Genomic DNA, 16,199 nt, shown 5'->3' with positions numbered 1-16,199 from the left:
TGTGGTGTGTTTTATTTTTATTTTGGAATAACAGGGATTAATAAGGGAAACCTTCTTTTGAACATCAACACATATAACGTTTCAGTTGATTAAAAACATTATTTATACAAAAATAAACGTATTAACGTTGAAATAGAACATATGTTCGTATATAATAAAAATATATTCAGTCGATTGAGGGAAGGTGACATTATGTATGATTATCATTTATGTGAGGACCGAGATATCTTATGTATAGATCAGAAAAGCTTCTTTGCGAGTGTGTCTTGTATTATGAAAGGGCTGGATCCGTTAACAACAAAATTAGCAGTAATAGCAGATACTAAACGACAAGGTTCTATCGTGTTAGCAGCTACGGAGCCTTTGAAAAAGTTAGGTGTAAAAACTGGATCAAGATTGTTTGAAATACCTCATAGAAATGACATTTACATTATTAATCCAAGTATGAAACGATATTTAGAATATTCTGTAGCAATTACTAAGATAGCTTTACGTTACGTCGCACCTGAAGATTTTCATCAATATAGTATTGATGAATTTTTTATAGATATTACGGATAGTTACAAACAGTTTAGTTCTACACCAAGAGCATTTGCTCAACGTTTAATGAGAGAAATCAAAGAAGAAACCCAAATTCAGTGCGCAATTGGCATAGGCTCTAATATGTTATTGAGTAAAGTTTCATTGGATATGGAGTCAAAGACAAATGAAGATTTCATTGCTGAGTGGAGATATCAAGATGTACCGACAAAGTTATGGCCCATAAATCCGCTTAGTAAATTTTGGGGGATTAATCATAGAACTGAGAAGAAATTAAATGCTAAAGGTATTTTCACAATTGGAGATTTAGCGCACTATCCACAGCAATATTTAAAGAGAGAGTATGGTGTAATTGGCACGGATTTACATTTGCATGCAAATGGTATAGATTTAAGCAAAATTAAAGAAAAACATCGTATTATGAATCCGACGATATGTAAGAGCCAAATACTGATGAGAGATTACTACTATCATGAAACGAAAGTTGTATTATTAGAATTAGTAGAAGAAGTTGCGATGCGTTTAAGATCAAGAGATTTATTAGTTAAGACGATATCTTTTTCAATGGGATATAGTGGAGAAGGCGGCGTTAATAAACAATATACTTTAAAAGATGGCACGAATTTAACTATGGATATATTTAGAGTGATTTGGAGCTTTGCAGAACAATTGTGCGATAAACAAGCAAAATATCGAACATTAAGCGTCACTTTAAATAACTTTGTGCCAGAAAGAGCAAGACAACTTAATTTATTTATTGATGAATTTGAAAGACAACGAGATGAAGCACTTGAGAAGACAATCGATAAACTTAAAAGAAAATACGGTCCTAATGTTGTATCTAGAGCTGTGTCATATACACCAGCAGCTACAGCAAGAGAAAGAGCAGGACTCATAGCAGGACATAAAAAGTAATTTATATAATAAATCTATAAACATAATATAAATGTGTGTAAAAATATAATATTTGACAAACTATACACACATTTATATACTTAATTTTGACCGATAATCAAATATGGGGAGTGGTGCATGTGATTAAACAAGTTACACCTTATCTTTACTTTAACGGAACTTGCGAAGAAGCATTGGCATTTTATAGTGAAGCGCTAGACGGAAGTGTAAGAGAATCACAAACATATGGAGATGCTGGCATAACAGCAGAAGATCCTAAGAGAATTTTGCATGCACAATTAGAGGTAAATGGTCATATATTAATGTTTTCAGATGTTCCTAATAATGACGAGTCTCTCAATAAGAACCATAATATATATGTTGTTTTAGATTTTGAACAAGAAGAGCAAATTAAAGAAGTTTATGAAATATTTAAAAAAGAAGGTCAAGTACAAGTAGAACTTGATAAAATGTTTTGGGGTCAAACCTATGCTAAAGTTATTGATAAATTTGGAATAGGTTGGGATTTTTCATATACCCATCAAGAATAAATAATATAAAAAAGCACATCGGCTATAAAGTCGGTGTGCTTTTTAGTTATTCCTCTAAAGTCTCAGCTATCTCTTCCCAAGCTCTATTTCTATGTGATTGCATAGCAAATCTAGCCGCATTTTTATCTTTAGCTTCCATACAAGCTATAATAGCACGATGTTCCACAATAGATTGGTAAGGTATAGGGCGGTTATTGATTGTATATAATCTAGCTCTGTATAATTGATCAGAATGTATATTAATTACACTGCTTAGTCTAGTATTTTGTGCAAAACTAATTAAATCAGCATGAAATTGGTCATCTAGAATAGACCAATTATATAAATCATTTCGATCAAGACTTTCTTGTTGGAGAGATACAAGATGTTTTAAATGATTAATGTTTTCTTGAGTTATTTTTGAGGTAGCTAATTCTACTGCTAATCCATCTAAACTTTCAGTAATTTCATAAATCTCTTTTAAATCTTGCTTTTTTATCGGGTTGATAATAAATCCTTTTCTAGGAACGAGTGTGAGTAAACCTTCAGTCTGTAATCTAACTAATGCTTCTCTAACAGGAGTACGACTCATCTCTAGAACTTCAGCAATTTCTCGTTCTAATAATGTTTGACCAGGTTTTAATTTCAATTGTTTTATAGCAATCCGAATAATATGATAAGCACGAATAGGTAAGCGTTGTTCATCAATCTGCTCAGCTATTTGATTTAATGTGACTTTCAATTTTTGATATTCAATTAGTTCGTCGTTTGACATAAAATCTCCTCCAAAATTAAACAATAAAAAAACGTCTATCTCGTATATTAGTTAAGTATATTATACCAGAAAGACGCTTTATCAAATATGAATAGAAGTTATTTATCTAATCTATTATTTTACAATTTTGGAATTTAAATTTTGTATGATAGCATTAGTCATTTCTTCAGTTGTAGTGTCTCCTCCTATATCTTGAGTAAGTGCGCCAGAATCAGTTGCTTTTTTTATAGCGTTATTTAATTGCATTGCTTCATCTTTGAGACCGAAATTATCTAACATTAATGCCGCACTTCCAATAGCACCAATAGGGTTTGCAATTCCCTGTCCAGCAATATCTGGCGCAGAGCCATGAACTGATTCAAACATACTAGGATATCTTCCGTCAGGATTTAAGTTAGCACTAGCTGCAATACCTAAACTACCAGCTAAAGCACTACCTAAATCAGATAAAATATCTGCTAATAAGTTTGATGCTACAACCACTTCTAAATCTTCGGGGTGAAGCACAAAGTTTGCTGCCATAGCATCTACTAACCATTGATCAGTTTCAACATCAGGGTATTCTTTACTTACACGTTCAAAGACTTCATCCCATAGCACCATACCATATTGTTGAGCATTACTTTTAGTTACGCTTGTTACTTTCTTACGCTTTCTCTTTTTAGCAGTTTCAAAAGCAAATCTGATAATACGTTCACAGCCTTTTTCAGTAAATAATGAAGATTGTACTGCTACTTCATTACCGGGACCTCTACCAGTAAAGTTTCTTCCACCAATACCTGAATATTCTCCTTCCGAATTTTCGCGTATTAATACCCAGTTTAATGATTCAACATTGGGGTGATTAAGTTTACTTTTTACTCCAGGTAAAAATTCAACTGGTCGAATGTTTGCCCATTGGTCAAAGCCTTGACAAGTCGCTATGCGAAGCCCCCACAAACTAATATGATCCGGAACATTAGGAAAACCCACTGCTCCAAAATAAATTGCATCATGATTTTTTATTTGTTCTAAACCATCTTCGGCCATCATTTTCTCATGTTCTAAATAATATTCACATCCCCAAGGAAAATAATCATACTCAAATGAAAATTTACCGTTTGATTGTTCTGATAAGTGATTTAAAACACGAATACCTTCATTAATAACTTCTTTACCAATTCCATCGCCAGGTATTACTGCAATCTTAAATGTATTTTTCGTATTCATATTATCTCTCCTTTTCCTTTGTTATAAACTTATTATCAAACAACGTATACATTAAAGTCAAGTTATAATGAATTTAATCGTATATTAAATAAATTAATTGACTTAATGTATACGTTAATGTAAGATTAGAAAAAATGAAAACGCTAACATAAATTTGAAGGGGGATTTTATTTATGGATGCATCAATAATCACGCTAATATTTTTAGTATTTGCAATTATCATGTTTGCTTGGGAGAAAATACCCTTGTCTATTACTGCTATGATTGTTGCAGTAGGTTTAGTTTTAACAGATGTTCTAACAGCAGAAGAGGCGTTTGCAGGATTTGTAGATAGTAATGTACTTTTATTTATGGCGATGTTTATAGTAGGGGGAGCATTTTTTGAAACTGGGATGGCTCAGCAAATAGGAGGCATCGTTACAAAATTCGCCAAAACAGAAAAGCAATTAATTGTAGCAGTAATGTTAATAACAGGTTTAATGTCAGGGGTATTATCTAATACTGGAACAGCAGCAGTGTTGATTCCTGTTGTTATTGGAATTGCAGCTAAAGCTGGATTTTCGCGTTCTACCTTATTACTACCTCTAGTATTCGCAGCAGCGATGGGAGGAAATTTAAGTTTGATTGGTGCTCCAGGTAATATGATTGCTCAGTCGTCATTAAAAAAAATAGGGGAAGGCTTTGGCTTTTTTGAATATGCAAAAGTAGGATTACCAATATTAATAATTGGTATTTTATATTTCGCAATAATTGGTCGTAAGTTACTTCCAAAAAGAGAAGAGACAGATCTGGATGAAGATTCTATATATGCACAACAAGTTGACTATTCAAATGTACCTAAATGGAAGCAAATTGTAGCATTAGGTGTATTAATTTTAACTGTTATTGCAATGATATTTGAAAAACAAATTGGTATACCATTATATATATCAGCATGGATTGGAGCATTAATACTTGTAGCAACGAGAGTTATAACAGAGAAAAAAGCAATGAAAACTATAGATATGAATACAATACTTCTATTTGTTGGATCACTTGCTTTAGCAAAAGGAATAGATGTATCAGGAGCAGGTAAAGAAATAGCTAATGTATTAATAAATACACTTGGTAAAAATCCTTCCCCCTATGTATTGTTATTTGTAATTTTAGTATTATCTGCAGTGATGACAAACTTTATGTCGAATACTGCTACAACAGCTTTGTTAGTACCAATTAGTTTATCTATAGCAAATGGTATGGGAGCAGATCCAAGTGCTGTAGTAAAGGCAACAGTTATTGGTGGATCTTTAGCATTTGCAACACCAATTGGTATGCCAGCAAATACAATGGTGTATGGTCTCGGTGGATTTAAATTTAAAGATTATGCTATCGCAGGTATTCCTTTAATCATATTATCTATTATTATTTCAATGATATTACTGCCAATTTTCTTCCCGTTTTATTAAACAAAGTTACAATTTTAATTATTTTATGTATCATAAGATATAAAGTGAATATAAATGAGGTGCGAAAATGAAAGTTTTAATTTCACCCGATTCTTTTAAGGGAAGTATTGATGCTTTAAATGCTGCTAAAGCAATTGAGTCGGGTATTCATAAAGTTGATTCTACAGTAGAAACTGAATTACTACCTATGGCTGATGGTGGAGAAGGTACTATGATAAACCTTGTGCAAGCAACAAATGGCACAATAAAGACTATTAATAGTAGAGATTCCTTGAATAGAGAAATGAAAGCTGATTATGGTATTACAGGTGATGGGCAAACGGCGATAATTGAATTAGCGACAAGTTCTGGTATTGATTTGCTGTCGGCTGATGAATTAAATCCTTATGTGACAACGACTTACGGTACAGGATTACTCATTAAAGATGCTCTTGAAAAAGGAATAAAGCACTTTATCATATGTTTAGGTGGAAGTGCTACGAATGATGCAGGTGTGGGGATATTACAAGCATTAGGTTATCGATTTTTAGATAAAAACAAACAAGAAATTAAATTTGGAGGCATACATTTAAAAGATATTGAATCGATAGATGAGTCTCAAGTATTAACAAATTTAAAAAATGCACATTTTGATATTGCTTGTGATGTAACGAATGTTTTTGTCGGCAAACAAGGTGCAAGCCATATTTTTGGACCGCAAAAAGGTGCTACATACGAACAAGTAATGGAATTAGATCATGCTTTGAATCATTTTGCTCATGTCATTGAAAAAGATAAAAATATTTTTATTAAAGAAATAGAAGGTGCTGGTGCAGCTGGAGGAACAGCTGGTGGATTAATGGCTTTCTTGAATACAAATATTGAAAGAGGTATCGAACTTGTAATAGATTTTGTGAATTTTCACGACCTTATAAGAACGCAAAACTTTGACTATATATTTACAGGAGAAGGTAAAATTGACGGTCAAACAGCAGGAGGAAAAGTTATTTCAGGAATTTGTAAAGTAGCCTCTGATTATAATATTCCAGTTATTGCAATAGGAGGTTCTGTAGAAAGTGATTTATCAGAATTACATAATCAAGGGTTAACAGCAGCATTCAGTATTACTACAAAACCAGTTAGTTTAGAATATGCTATTAAAAATGCACAAAGTTTAATAGAACAACAGTCAGAACAAATATTCCGACTGATTTATCGTAAGTAATAAAATGAAAATGTTAAATATAAGGATAGTAATAGTTTTTTATTGTAGTTGGATTAATGTCATAGAAAATCCAATAAAAGTGTGGTTAGTTGGATTAATGTCATAGAAAATCCAATAAAGGTATGGTTAGTTGGATTAACGAAGTAGAAAATCCAATAAGAGTGTGGTTAGTTGGATTAACGAAGTAGAAAATCCAATAAGAGTGTGGTTAGTTGGATTAACGAAGTAGAAAATCCAATAAGAGTGTAGTTAGTTGGATTAATGAATTAGAAAATCCAATAAGAAGGTGTGTAGTTGGATTAATGAGTAAGAAAATCCAATAAGAGTGTGGTTAGTTGGATTAACGAAGAAGAAAATCCAATAAGAGTTGAAAGGGTGAGACATCTTTATGTCTCATCCTCTTTTTGTATATAAAAGTGGTCATTTTGACTAATATACTTGTCAAAATGACTATAATAATGTATATTAGATGTCGTAGGTAGGTGGTTTAATGAAGAATAGAGTAAAAGAATTAAGAGCACGTGAGGGTTATAACCAGACGGAGCTTGCTAAAAAAGCAGGTATTTCTAGACAAACTGTTTCATTAATAGAACGTAATAATTTTATGCCATCAATACTGACTGCTGTAAGAATAGCTAGAATACTGAAAGAAAACGTTGAAGAAGTTTTCATATTCGAGGAGGAAGAACTATGAAAAAGAGTAAAATCATGTTATTTGGTAACTTGTTATTATATTTAATAATAGGCGGTATTATAGGTGGATTAACATCGGTTGTACTAAGCAATAATTATGAACTGTTTGAATTTAAATTATCAAAAATGCAAACAGATATAACAAGTGTAGTGTTGGCTATTATATATATTATTCTAGTAATCGCTCTACTTAATGTATATAAAAAAGCACAAAGATTAAGAGAAACAGAAACAAATATTGATAATGAAGATGAAATAGAAATGCAGATTGAGCGAACGTTAATTTTAGCTCCAGTCATTTTAGGTATTAATACTGCAATTGGTTTATCTATTTTAAATATAGCGATAAATGTGGCAGAAGAAGTAAGTATTTTATCTACGTTAATGGTAGTAGTAACACTATTTGTAACAGCACCATTAGCATATATGCACATGTCTGCCATGAGAAAATTATATCCAGAACGTAATTATCCAAAGCCAGGCGATAAAAAGTTGAACGAAAAACTTATAAATATGATGGATAGTGGTGAACAGTATATTACATTGCTAGCATTACAAAAAACATATTCACTGAATCAACAAATTATCATTGTTATTATCGCTTTAGCATCTATATATTCATTGGCTTCACATGATAATCAATTTTTCTCAGTAACACTTATGATTATGCTGTATCTTGTTAATACAATGTATTACACTAAACAAGTTTCACAAACTTTGTAGTGAATAAGAAGAGGACGAATCCTTTAACGAGCAAGAAATTTTAAACAAGCCCGTTAGCGCGATATTTTCTACGAATTTGTAAAGTGCTGATGCCTGAGGGAATAGTATGAGTGAGAGACTATAGGCTCGAACCATACCCTAGGCAAGCATGCACGAACAAAATCGTAGATTGTATAAAAAAATAAGCATATCACTTTCAAACTGAAATAATCAGTTAAGTGATATGCTTATTTATTTTGAGTTAAGATTTGTGTTTTTATTCATAAGTACTCTTCTTCTATATTTAATCGTTCTTCTTTAATGCCTTCTTTACTAAGTGGTTCTAGGTGACCATGAATATATGTTTGATAGTCATATTGTTCTACTGTTTTAATATAATGATAGTATTTTTCTTTGTCGTATCCACCGTCTAATAAGTAGAAATCACCGGTATCGGCATCTCCAGCGAACAATATTTTGTCTTCTTGAACATAAGCAACTACACCGTCTTCTGAATGGGGATTTACAATGCGTTGTACTTCTAGCGTTACATTACCTAAATCAAATGAACAATGATCTTCGAATGTCATATCTGCATTAACTACTTTAATTTCTGAAATATCATCATACTCGATTTTAATATGTGTATCACAGAATTTACATTCTTCACCAGAGTTTAAGCGTTTTGCCATTGCTTCGGGTGTCCATTGCCATTGTTTTAATTTAGTTAATGTTAAATCTGTTTCTTTTTCTGCAATTGTTATACCATTAAATGCATGCATAGCAAAAGTATGGTCCCAATGCCAATGCGTAATTAACGCTACTTTCGGTTGAGGTAAATTAAGTTTTTCTATTTCATTTAGCATTTCTGTCAAATGTGCAGGCGAATTACCTGTATCTATTAACATGCTATATTTTTCTCCATGTATATATCCTAAATTAGGTCTATCTCTATGACTATCAAAAGGTAATATATATACATTCTTACTGATTTGTTTAAGTTTCACAGTCATCTTCCCTTTCAATACAATAGTGATATTATATCATCAAAATTTAATATCGCCCATTACAAAGTATATGTATCGAAAGTATTCAATGCTTCTATAGCTCTATCACGATCATTATTTGATTTAAAACTAAGTCGCAATGCACCCATGATATCTTCTCTAATTTCTAAAATTCTAATGTTCGTAATGGAAATATGCTGTTGACCTAAAATTCTCGTAACTTCACTGATCATACCTGGTTTATCTGGGATATCTACGTATAAATCAAAAGTAGAAGTCAAGGCACCTTGTTCTTTAACAGGCAAGTTGTCACGATATTCTTTTGCAGATTGGAAAAAGTCACGAATTAAACTTGGATTTCCTTCTTCGATAACTTCTTTCGTCTGTTCCATTTGTTCAATCCAATTATTCATTAACGTTACAAGATGGTCTTTATTTTCTAAAGTAATATCTCTCCACATATCCGCATTGCTACTCGCTATGCGAGTAATATCACGAAAACCTCCGGCAGCTAGCGTTTTTACATATTCTGAAACTTGTGTATTTTCTTCATTCATATGAATAAGGCTAGAAGCGATAATATGAGGGAAATGACTAACTACGCCGGTAACATAATCATGCTCTTTTGCAGACATCTTAATAAATTTTGCTTTAGTTGGTTCTAATAAATGTTTAACTTCACTATGAGCCGCTTCATTCTCAACTTGGTCATATATCAAGACATAATAAGCATTTTCAAATAGGTGTTTCTTAGCGTTTACAACACCAGATTTATGACTACCTGCCATAGGATGTCCGCCAATTAAATGAACATCTTTATTTAATAATTTTGATTCAAGTGTACTTAAACCAAGTTTTGTACTGCCTGTATCTGTGACGATAAGGCCAGGTTTCGTATCAATGTTTAATAATCTTTTACTGTACTCTATTGATTGTTGAACGGGTGTTGCCAAAATAATTAAGTCAGCTTCACTTGCAGCTGAATCAAAATCATGTGCAACTTCGTCAATGATGCCCATAGAGTAGGCAATCTCTGAAAATTTATCAAAACAGTCAAAACCTGTTATATGTATGTGTGGATGATGAAATTTAATATTTTGTATTAAACTTCCTCCAATTAAACCTAGTCCTACTATAAATATACGTTGCATAAAATCCCTCCAATACTTTAATAGTTTAAAGCAAGTTAGTGTATGAAAGCAAGTGTTATTGATTTATTTCTATAAAAGTTTAAAATATTAATTAATATGAAATAAGTAGGGAGTGGAGAAAATGACAATCAATGTAAATGATACAATCGTAACAATTAAAGAACTTGTTAATATTAATAGTCCATCAGGTTTTGCAGATCCAGCAATTGAATATTGCCAAAAATTCGCTGAAGCACTTAATTATGAAACAAGTTTAACACATAAAGGTGGATTATTAATTAATGTACCTGGTAAAAATGATGATAAACAACGTGTTATTACTGCACATGTTGATACACTCGGTGCGATTGTAAAAGATATAAAAGAAGACGGCCGATTAAAATTAGATTTAATAGGTGGATTTAGTTGGAATGCTATCGAAGGGGAATATTGTACAATTACGACACAAAGTGGATTAGAAATATCAGGCACAATATGTTTACATGAAACAAGCGTTCACGTTTATAAAAATAATACTGAAATCCCTCGAGATGCTGAGCATATGGAAGTAAGAATAGATGAAAAAGTATTTTCAGCAGATGACACTAGAAATTTAGGGATTGAGATTGGTGATTCTGTTAGCTTTGAACCTCGCTTTGAACATACTGCTTCAGGATTTGTTAAATCTAGACACCTTGATGACAAAGCAAGCGTCGCGATGATTATTCAATTTTTAAAATATTTAAAAGAAGAAAATGTCGAATTACCACATACGACTCAATTTTATATTTCAAATAACGAAGAAATAGGCTATGGTGCAAACTCAAATATTACTGATAAAGTCGTTGAATTAATAGCATTTGATATGGGTGCTCTAGGAGATGGACAAGCTTCAGATGAATATACAGTATCCATTTGTGTAAAAGATGGTTCTGGGCCATATCATGTTGGATTAAGAAATCATTTTGTTGATTTATGCAAAGAAAATGATATTAAATATAAATTAGATATTTATCCATATTATGCATCAGATGCATCAGCAGCTTTACGTGCTGGAGCAGATATTCGTCACGGGTTATTTGGCCCTGGAATAGAGTCTTCTCACGCTTTAGAACGTACACACGAAGATTCTATTTTAGAAAGTGAAAAGTTATTAAGAGCTTATTGCTTATCCGAAATTAACAGTTAATTTAAATATTAAGGGTTGACTTTAAAAAAATTATCTCGTATAGTGTATTTAAATTAATCCGATAAGCAATTGTCGGAATTTGAAAGATAAGTATCTCGTGATGTTAGTAGCAATCAGAAAGCTAATGGTTGATGTAAATTAGCACTGCACACAGTGAGAGAATTGGGCTTTTAAATTATAAAATTTAATGTGATTTTTAAAGTGAACATGAAAATGAATGTTAACTAAGGTGGCACCACGGTAACGCGTCCTTACAGAATGCGTTACTGTGGTGTCTTTTTTGTATAGAAAAATATCAGTGGTCATAAGTATAAATTTAAGAATGTAGTTAAAGAAAGTTAGTGGTTGATGGAAACTAACACACTTAAATTTAGAATTGGGGATCATGTAGTTAAAGCTAAATATAGAATGAGTGAATAAGTGTTAACTTATTAATGAAGGTGGTACCGCGCAAAAGCGTCCTGTTGTATAGGATGTTGTTGCGCGGTTTTTTTATTTAGGAGGTAAAGAGGATGAACATAAAATATAAAAGATTAAATGCTGATGTTACACCAGAAACATTAGGACAAATTGATAAGAAGAAAATGATATTAGAAAGTGCGAGTACGAATCAAATGAAAGGTAGATTTTCAATTGTAGCTTTTGATGCAATCGGTAAAGTGAACCTTTTTGATGAGTATTTTCAAATAAATATAAACGGACAAGAATCGGTTACACATGATGGACCTTATGAAGCATTAGAACAATTTATTAATGAAATGAAAGCAGATAATATTCCAGAACCACTTAAACATTTACCATTTGTTTCAGGAATGATTGGTTATTGTAGCTTCGACTTAATTAGATATCAAAATAAAATTTTAAAAAGTATAGAAGTTTCATCTGAATATCCAGACGCTTCATTTAACCTAGTTGAATCAGTATATGTATTTGATCATTTTAAAGAAGATTTATTTGTTATAACGAGTAACCTTTTCAGTAATGGAAACGAACAAGCATTGAATCAAGAATTAGACAACATGATAGAAGAGCTTCAAAATATTAAACTTTTTGAAAACAAAATTAATCATCATAAAAAAGGTGATTTAGAAACGAATATTTCTGAAGAAGCTTTTATGGAAGAAGTTTCATATTATAAAACGTTAATTAGTAAAGGCGATATGTTCCAAGTTGTTCCTTCTCGTATTTATAAATATAAACACTTTTTTGAAAATGAAAATAAAGACACTTTGAAATTACAGATGTATAAAAATTTAAAACGACAAAATCCAAGTCCTTATATGTATTACATCGATGATGAAGAAAGAACGATTATAGGTTCTTCACCAGAAAGTTTCATAAAAAAAGAAGGAAAAATTATTACAACAAATCCTATTGCAGGCACTAACAAAAGAGGAAAGACAGAAGAAGAAGATTTAGCAAATGAACAAGCTTTAATCAACGATGAAAAAGAATTATCAGAACACCGTATGCTTGTTGATTTAGGTAGAAATGATTTAAACATAATAGCAAAAACTGGTTCAGTCCATATGCCGAAACTTATGACAGTTGAAAGATTTGAGCATGTCATGCACATTGTGACAATAGTTGAAGGAGAAATTAAGGCGGAAGTAACGCCGCTTCAAATGATTACAGCTTTACTCCCAGCTGGCACAGTTTCAGGTGCACCGAAGACGCGAGCTATAACGCGTATATACGAAACGAGAAAACAAAAAAGAGGTATATACGCTGGTGGCGTTGGTTATATAAATTGTAATCATGATTTAGACTTTGCTTTAACAATTCGAACGATGGTTGTTGATTCAGAGTATATCAATGTAGAAGCAGGATGCGGTGTAGTTTATGATTCTGTACCACAAAAAGAATTACAAGAAACGAAGATAAAAGCTAAAAGTTTATTGGAGGTATCGCCATGATATTAGTAATAGATAATTATGATTCATTTACTTATAACTTAGTCAATTTAATAAAGCAATATGATGAAGTTATCATTCATCATCCGGATGAAGCACCATTAGATCTGGAAATAGACGGTTTAGTAATATCACCGGGTCCTGGTCATCCGTTAGATACAAATCATTTAAATAAAATTATTAAAGCATATCATGACGTACCAATACTAGGTATTTGTTTAGGCGCACAAGCATTAACTTGTTACTACGGTGGGGAAGTAATTGTAGGAGAAAAAGTAAAACATGGCAAAGTAGACCAAATTGATTTTGTAGAATCATCCAAACTGTATCAAGGATGTGAAACTGGTTTTAATATTATGAGATATCATTCGCTCATAAGTGATGAAAAATCTTTTCCTAATTGCTTAAAAATAACAGGAAGAACACCCGATGCAATACAGTCGTTTGAACATCAAATTAACCCGCATTTCGGAATACAATATCATCCAGAATCATTTGCATCTGATAATGGAGATAAAATAATTAATACATTTGTAAATATAACAAAGGAAGGTGCACAAAATGAACACATTAAAACAACTCATCCAATATCGTAATTTAGATCAACAAGAAATGAAATCTTTTGTGCAATTAATGATGAATGAAACAGAAGATGTTTCATTGAAAGTTGCTCACTTAGTTGCGCTTAGCATGAAAGGTGAAACATCTGATGAATTATCTTATTTAACAGAAAACCTTATAGCTACAACTTATCAAAATAGACCATATATAGAAGACAGCATTTGTGTTTGTGGCACAGGTGGCGATCATTCAGGTAGTTTCAATATATCGACTACCGCTTCATTTGTTGTAGCTGCAGCTGGATTGAAAGTATTGAAGCACGGTAATAAAAGTATCACATCTAAAACGGGTAGCATTGATATATTATCTGCGTTAAATATTCAAACGACACCAATTAATGAAGCAACTAAAAGAGTTAATGATACAAACTTAGCTTTTTTAAGTGCTACTGAAACATATCCGATTATGAAAACTGTGCAACCAGTAAGAAAAACAATCACAACACCAACTACTTTTAATTTAATTGGTCCAATGATTCATCCTTACAAATTAGATTATCAAGTGATGGGTGTATATGATGAATCAAAATTATCTACTATTGCAGAAGCACTATATAAATTAGGTCGCAAACGTGCAATTGTACTACATGGTGCTGGTGGAATGGATGAAGCAACTTTATCTGGAGATAATATTATTTATGAAATTTCACAAGAAGAAGGCATCAAAAATTATACGATAAACGCAGAAGACTTTGGTTTACAAGCTGCATCAAACGATGCTTTAAAAGGTGGAACAGCTGAAGAAAATAAACATATCACGTTAAATATCTTATCAGGTCAAGACAATGGTCCTAAAAGAGATGTAGTCGTATTAAACGCTGCACTTGCATTATATATTGGTGGAGTAGTTGAAACGATTGAAGAAGGTATAGAAAAATCTCAAAGTATTATCGATAACAAAGAAGCGCTAGCTATACTAGATCAAGTAGGAGGACAAGTATATGACAATATTGGATGAAATCGTTGAATATAAAAAATCATTACTAGCTACAAATTATTATGAAACAAAGATGGAAGAATTAGAAAAAGTAGACGTACAACATAAAACAACATTTTTAAATCGTGTAAAAACAGACGATAGATTGAATATCATTGCAGAATTAAAAGCAAAAAGTCCAACAGTTTCAGACATACCTAAAAGAGATATGGCTACACAAATTAAATTGTATGAACAATATGGTGCCTCAGCAATTTCTATTTTGACAGATGAAAAGTATTTTGATGGCAGTTATGAACGTTTACAAAGCTTAACAACTAAAACAACATTACCAGTATTGTGTAAAGATTTTATAATCGATAAAAGACAAATAGACTTAGCTCATCAAGTAGGTGCTTCTATTATCTTACTAATCGTTAATATATTAACGGAAACACAATTGAAAGATTTATATGAATATGCGACACAAAAAGGTTTAGAAGTATTAGTAGAAGTACATGATAAAGAAGAATTAGCAATTGCTCATAAAACAAATGCCGAGTTAATCGGTGTGAACAATAGAGATTTAAAACGTTTTGTAACGGATGTTAAACATACAAATGAAATATTAACTACGAAGAAACAAGGTGTAACGTATATCTCTGAAAGTGGTATACGCACTGAAGAAGATATAGTAGAAATTACAAAAAGTGGTGTAGACGGCGCACTTATCGGCGAAACTTTAATGAAACATCCAGATTTAGAAACATTTCTACCAAGTATTCGAGTGTTAAAAAGGGGTGAACAGGATGTACATTAAATGTTGTGGCTTTAAAGAGAAATCGGACATCGAAACAGCTGTTAAATATCAAGCTGATGCAATAGGTTTTATCACTTTTCCTAAAAGTAAACGCTATGTAACGGTGGAAGAAATTAGCACTTTAAGTAAAGATATCGATGATAAAGTCGATAAAGTCGCAATTGTTGTGAATCCAATAATTAAAGATATAGAAGCATTAGTAGAAAGTACTTCCATAAACACAATACAATTTCATGGTGATGAAACAGTTGATTTCATTGAAAAAGTGAAAATAAAATATCCAAATATAAAAATTTTTAAAGCATTGCCAGCCAATGATTCTTTAGAAGACAATATTCAATTATTTAAAGAACAAGTTGATTTATTTTTAATTGATACACCTTCGAAAGATTATGGTGGAACAGGAAAATCTTATGATTGGTCTATATTGGAGCATATAGAAGATGTGCCATATTTAATAGCTGGTGGTTTAGATTTAGAAAAGATACAACAAATTGAAAAACGTGAATTATCTAATATAGGGTATGACATATCTAGCGGCATTGAAACAGAAGGTAAAAAAGACAACTCAAAAATTAAAACATTATTAACACAATTGAAGGGATGATAAAA

Annotated in this window: 16 protein-coding genes; 12 read left to right on the top strand and 4 right to left on the bottom strand. The window is 31.8% G+C overall.

Features of this window, described 5'->3' with window-relative positions:
* Nucleotides 1-192 precede the first annotated feature (192 nt).
* Together LQ615_RS03385 and LQ615_RS03380 are read left to right on the top strand one after the other, a co-directional pair.
* Entirely contained in the window at nt 193-1,455 is a 1,263-nt protein-coding gene (locus LQ615_RS03385; RefSeq protein ID WP_016999567.1) for a Y-family DNA polymerase, read from the top strand.
* A 119-nt stretch (nt 1,456-1,574) separates the two neighbouring features.
* Nucleotides 1,575-1,985 (top strand): VOC family protein, encoded by a 411-nt coding sequence (locus tag LQ615_RS03380; protein ID WP_016999566.1) that lies wholly within the window; start codon nt 1,575-1,577, stop codon nt 1,983-1,985.
* Between the two features lie 46 nt (nt 1,986-2,031).
* Here LQ615_RS03380 and LQ615_RS03375 read toward each other — a convergent pair whose 3' ends face one another.
* On the bottom strand, nt 2,032-2,739 hold the full coding sequence (locus tag LQ615_RS03375; RefSeq protein WP_016999565.1) for a GntR family transcriptional regulator: 708 nt from the start codon (nt 2,737-2,739) through the stop codon (nt 2,032-2,034).
* 114 nt (nt 2,740-2,853) lie between these two features.
* Nucleotides 2,854-3,948: a tartrate dehydrogenase gene (locus LQ615_RS03370; RefSeq protein WP_239704004.1), complete on the bottom strand. Its 1,095-nt coding sequence runs from the start codon at nt 3,946-3,948 to the stop codon at nt 2,854-2,856.
* 173 nt (nt 3,949-4,121) lie between these two features.
* Here LQ615_RS03370 and LQ615_RS03365 point away from each other — a divergent pair, with 173 nt between their 5' ends.
* The 4 genes from LQ615_RS03365 to LQ615_RS03350 all read left to right on the top strand — a co-directional run bounded on the left by LQ615_RS03365 (nt 4,122) and on the right by LQ615_RS03350 (nt 8,013).
* Nucleotides 4,122-5,393 carry an SLC13 family permease gene (locus LQ615_RS03365; RefSeq protein WP_239704005.1) on the top strand — a complete coding sequence of 424 codons (1,272 nt, stop codon included), beginning with the start codon at nt 4,122-4,124 and terminating at the stop codon, nt 5,391-5,393.
* Nucleotides 5,394-5,460: 67 nt separating this feature from the next.
* The gene (locus tag LQ615_RS03360) at nt 5,461-6,597 is read left to right on the top strand and encodes a glycerate kinase family protein (protein WP_239704006.1); all 1,137 of its coding nucleotides are present in this window, start codon (nt 5,461-5,463) and stop codon (nt 6,595-6,597) included.
* Nucleotides 6,598-7,087: 490 nt separating this feature from the next.
* Nucleotides 7,088-7,291, top strand: coding sequence for a helix-turn-helix transcriptional regulator (locus LQ615_RS03355; RefSeq protein ID WP_016999561.1), 204 nt, complete (start codon nt 7,088-7,090; stop codon nt 7,289-7,291).
* Complete coding sequence (locus LQ615_RS03350; RefSeq protein WP_231051228.1) at nt 7,288-8,013, top strand: DUF3169 family protein; 726 nt, start codon at nt 7,288-7,290, stop codon at nt 8,011-8,013. Before LQ615_RS03355 ends, LQ615_RS03350 begins: the two co-directional genes overlap by 4 nt.
* Before the next feature lie 260 nt (nt 8,014-8,273).
* Here LQ615_RS03350 and LQ615_RS03345 read toward each other — a convergent pair whose 3' ends face one another.
* Both LQ615_RS03345 and LQ615_RS03340 read right to left on the bottom strand, forming a co-directional pair.
* A complete protein-coding gene (locus LQ615_RS03345) occupies nt 8,274-9,005 on the bottom strand; it encodes an MBL fold metallo-hydrolase (RefSeq protein WP_237687905.1) in 732 nt (243 codons plus the stop codon).
* A 53-nt stretch (nt 9,006-9,058) separates the two neighbouring features.
* Nucleotides 9,059-10,150 carry a prephenate dehydrogenase gene (locus LQ615_RS03340; RefSeq protein ID WP_016999549.1) on the bottom strand — a complete coding sequence of 364 codons (1,092 nt, stop codon included), beginning with the start codon at nt 10,148-10,150 and terminating at the stop codon, nt 9,059-9,061.
* Nucleotides 10,151-10,271: 121 nt separating this feature from the next.
* Here LQ615_RS03340 and LQ615_RS03335 point away from each other — a divergent pair, with 121 nt between their 5' ends.
* The 6 genes from LQ615_RS03335 (at nt 10,272) to LQ615_RS03310 (ending at nt 16,194) form a co-directional block, all read left to right on the top strand.
* The gene (locus LQ615_RS03335; RefSeq protein ID WP_016999550.1) at nt 10,272-11,318 is read left to right on the top strand and encodes a M42 family metallopeptidase; all 1,047 of its coding nucleotides are present in this window, start codon (nt 10,272-10,274) and stop codon (nt 11,316-11,318) included.
* Between the two features lie 512 nt (nt 11,319-11,830).
* Nucleotides 11,831-13,234, top strand: a complete 1,404-nt coding sequence (locus LQ615_RS03330; RefSeq protein WP_239703823.1) for an anthranilate synthase component I — start codon at nt 11,831-11,833, stop codon at nt 13,232-13,234.
* Nucleotides 13,231-13,827, top strand: a complete 597-nt coding sequence (locus tag LQ615_RS03325; protein ID WP_016999552.1) for an anthranilate synthase component II — start codon at nt 13,231-13,233, stop codon at nt 13,825-13,827. The genes LQ615_RS03330 and LQ615_RS03325 overlap by 4 nt, the downstream gene beginning before the upstream one ends.
* Nucleotides 13,793-14,809 (top strand): anthranilate phosphoribosyltransferase, encoded by a 1,017-nt coding sequence (gene trpD, locus LQ615_RS03320; RefSeq protein WP_016999553.1) that lies wholly within the window; start codon nt 13,793-13,795, stop codon nt 14,807-14,809. The genes LQ615_RS03325 and trpD overlap by 35 nt, the downstream gene beginning before the upstream one ends.
* Nucleotides 14,793-15,587, top strand: coding sequence for an indole-3-glycerol phosphate synthase TrpC (trpC, locus tag LQ615_RS03315; protein ID WP_016999554.1), 795 nt, complete (start codon nt 14,793-14,795; stop codon nt 15,585-15,587). Before trpD ends, trpC begins: the two co-directional genes overlap by 17 nt.
* Nucleotides 15,577-16,194 carry a phosphoribosylanthranilate isomerase gene (locus tag LQ615_RS03310; protein ID WP_239703824.1) on the top strand — a complete coding sequence of 206 codons (618 nt, stop codon included), beginning with the start codon at nt 15,577-15,579 and terminating at the stop codon, nt 16,192-16,194. Before trpC ends, LQ615_RS03310 begins: the two co-directional genes overlap by 11 nt.
* The last annotated feature ends 5 nt before the right edge of the window (nt 16,195-16,199 follow it).

This window comes from Mammaliicoccus sp. C-M13, assembly GCF_022386845.1.
Lineage (GTDB): Bacteria > Bacillota > Bacilli > Staphylococcales > Staphylococcaceae > Mammaliicoccus > Mammaliicoccus lentus.
Note: the sequence above shows the minus strand (reverse complement) of the source record. Positions and strands in the feature narration are given on the sequence as shown.

Excerpts from the sequence above, each read along its gene's own strand:
- LQ615_RS03330 (WP_239703823.1), top strand. The coding sequence starts at position 11,831 with ATGAACATAAAATATAAAAGATTAAATGCTGATGTTACACCAGAAACA.
- LQ615_RS03385 (WP_016999567.1), top strand. The coding sequence starts at position 193 with ATGTATGATTATCATTTATGTGAGGACCGAGATATCTTATGTATAGAT.
- LQ615_RS03375 (WP_016999565.1), bottom strand. The coding sequence starts at position 2,739 with ATGTCAAACGACGAACTAATTGAATATCAAAAATTGAAAGTCACATTA.
- trpD (WP_016999553.1), top strand. The coding sequence starts at position 13,793 with ATGAACACATTAAAACAACTCATCCAATATCGTAATTTAGATCAACAA.
- LQ615_RS03340 (WP_016999549.1), bottom strand. The coding sequence starts at position 10,150 with ATGCAACGTATATTTATAGTAGGACTAGGTTTAATTGGAGGAAGTTTA.
- LQ615_RS03335 (WP_016999550.1), top strand. The coding sequence starts at position 10,272 with ATGACAATCAATGTAAATGATACAATCGTAACAATTAAAGAACTTGTT.
- trpC (WP_016999554.1), top strand. The coding sequence starts at position 14,793 with ATGACAATATTGGATGAAATCGTTGAATATAAAAAATCATTACTAGCT.
- LQ615_RS03350 (WP_231051228.1), top strand. The coding sequence starts at position 7,288 with ATGAAAAAGAGTAAAATCATGTTATTTGGTAACTTGTTATTATATTTA.
- LQ615_RS03310 (WP_239703824.1), top strand. The coding sequence starts at position 15,577 with ATGTACATTAAATGTTGTGGCTTTAAAGAGAAATCGGACATCGAAACA.
- LQ615_RS03355 (WP_016999561.1), top strand. The coding sequence starts at position 7,088 with ATGAAGAATAGAGTAAAAGAATTAAGAGCACGTGAGGGTTATAACCAG.
- LQ615_RS03345 (WP_237687905.1), bottom strand. The coding sequence starts at position 9,005 with ATGACTGTGAAACTTAAACAAATCAGTAAGAATGTATATATATTACCT.
- LQ615_RS03360 (WP_239704006.1), top strand. The coding sequence starts at position 5,461 with ATGAAAGTTTTAATTTCACCCGATTCTTTTAAGGGAAGTATTGATGCT.
- LQ615_RS03365 (WP_239704005.1), top strand. The coding sequence starts at position 4,122 with ATGGATGCATCAATAATCACGCTAATATTTTTAGTATTTGCAATTATC.
- LQ615_RS03325 (WP_016999552.1), top strand. The coding sequence starts at position 13,231 with ATGATATTAGTAATAGATAATTATGATTCATTTACTTATAACTTAGTC.
- LQ615_RS03370 (WP_239704004.1), bottom strand. The coding sequence starts at position 3,948 with ATGAATACGAAAAATACATTTAAGATTGCAGTAATACCTGGCGATGGA.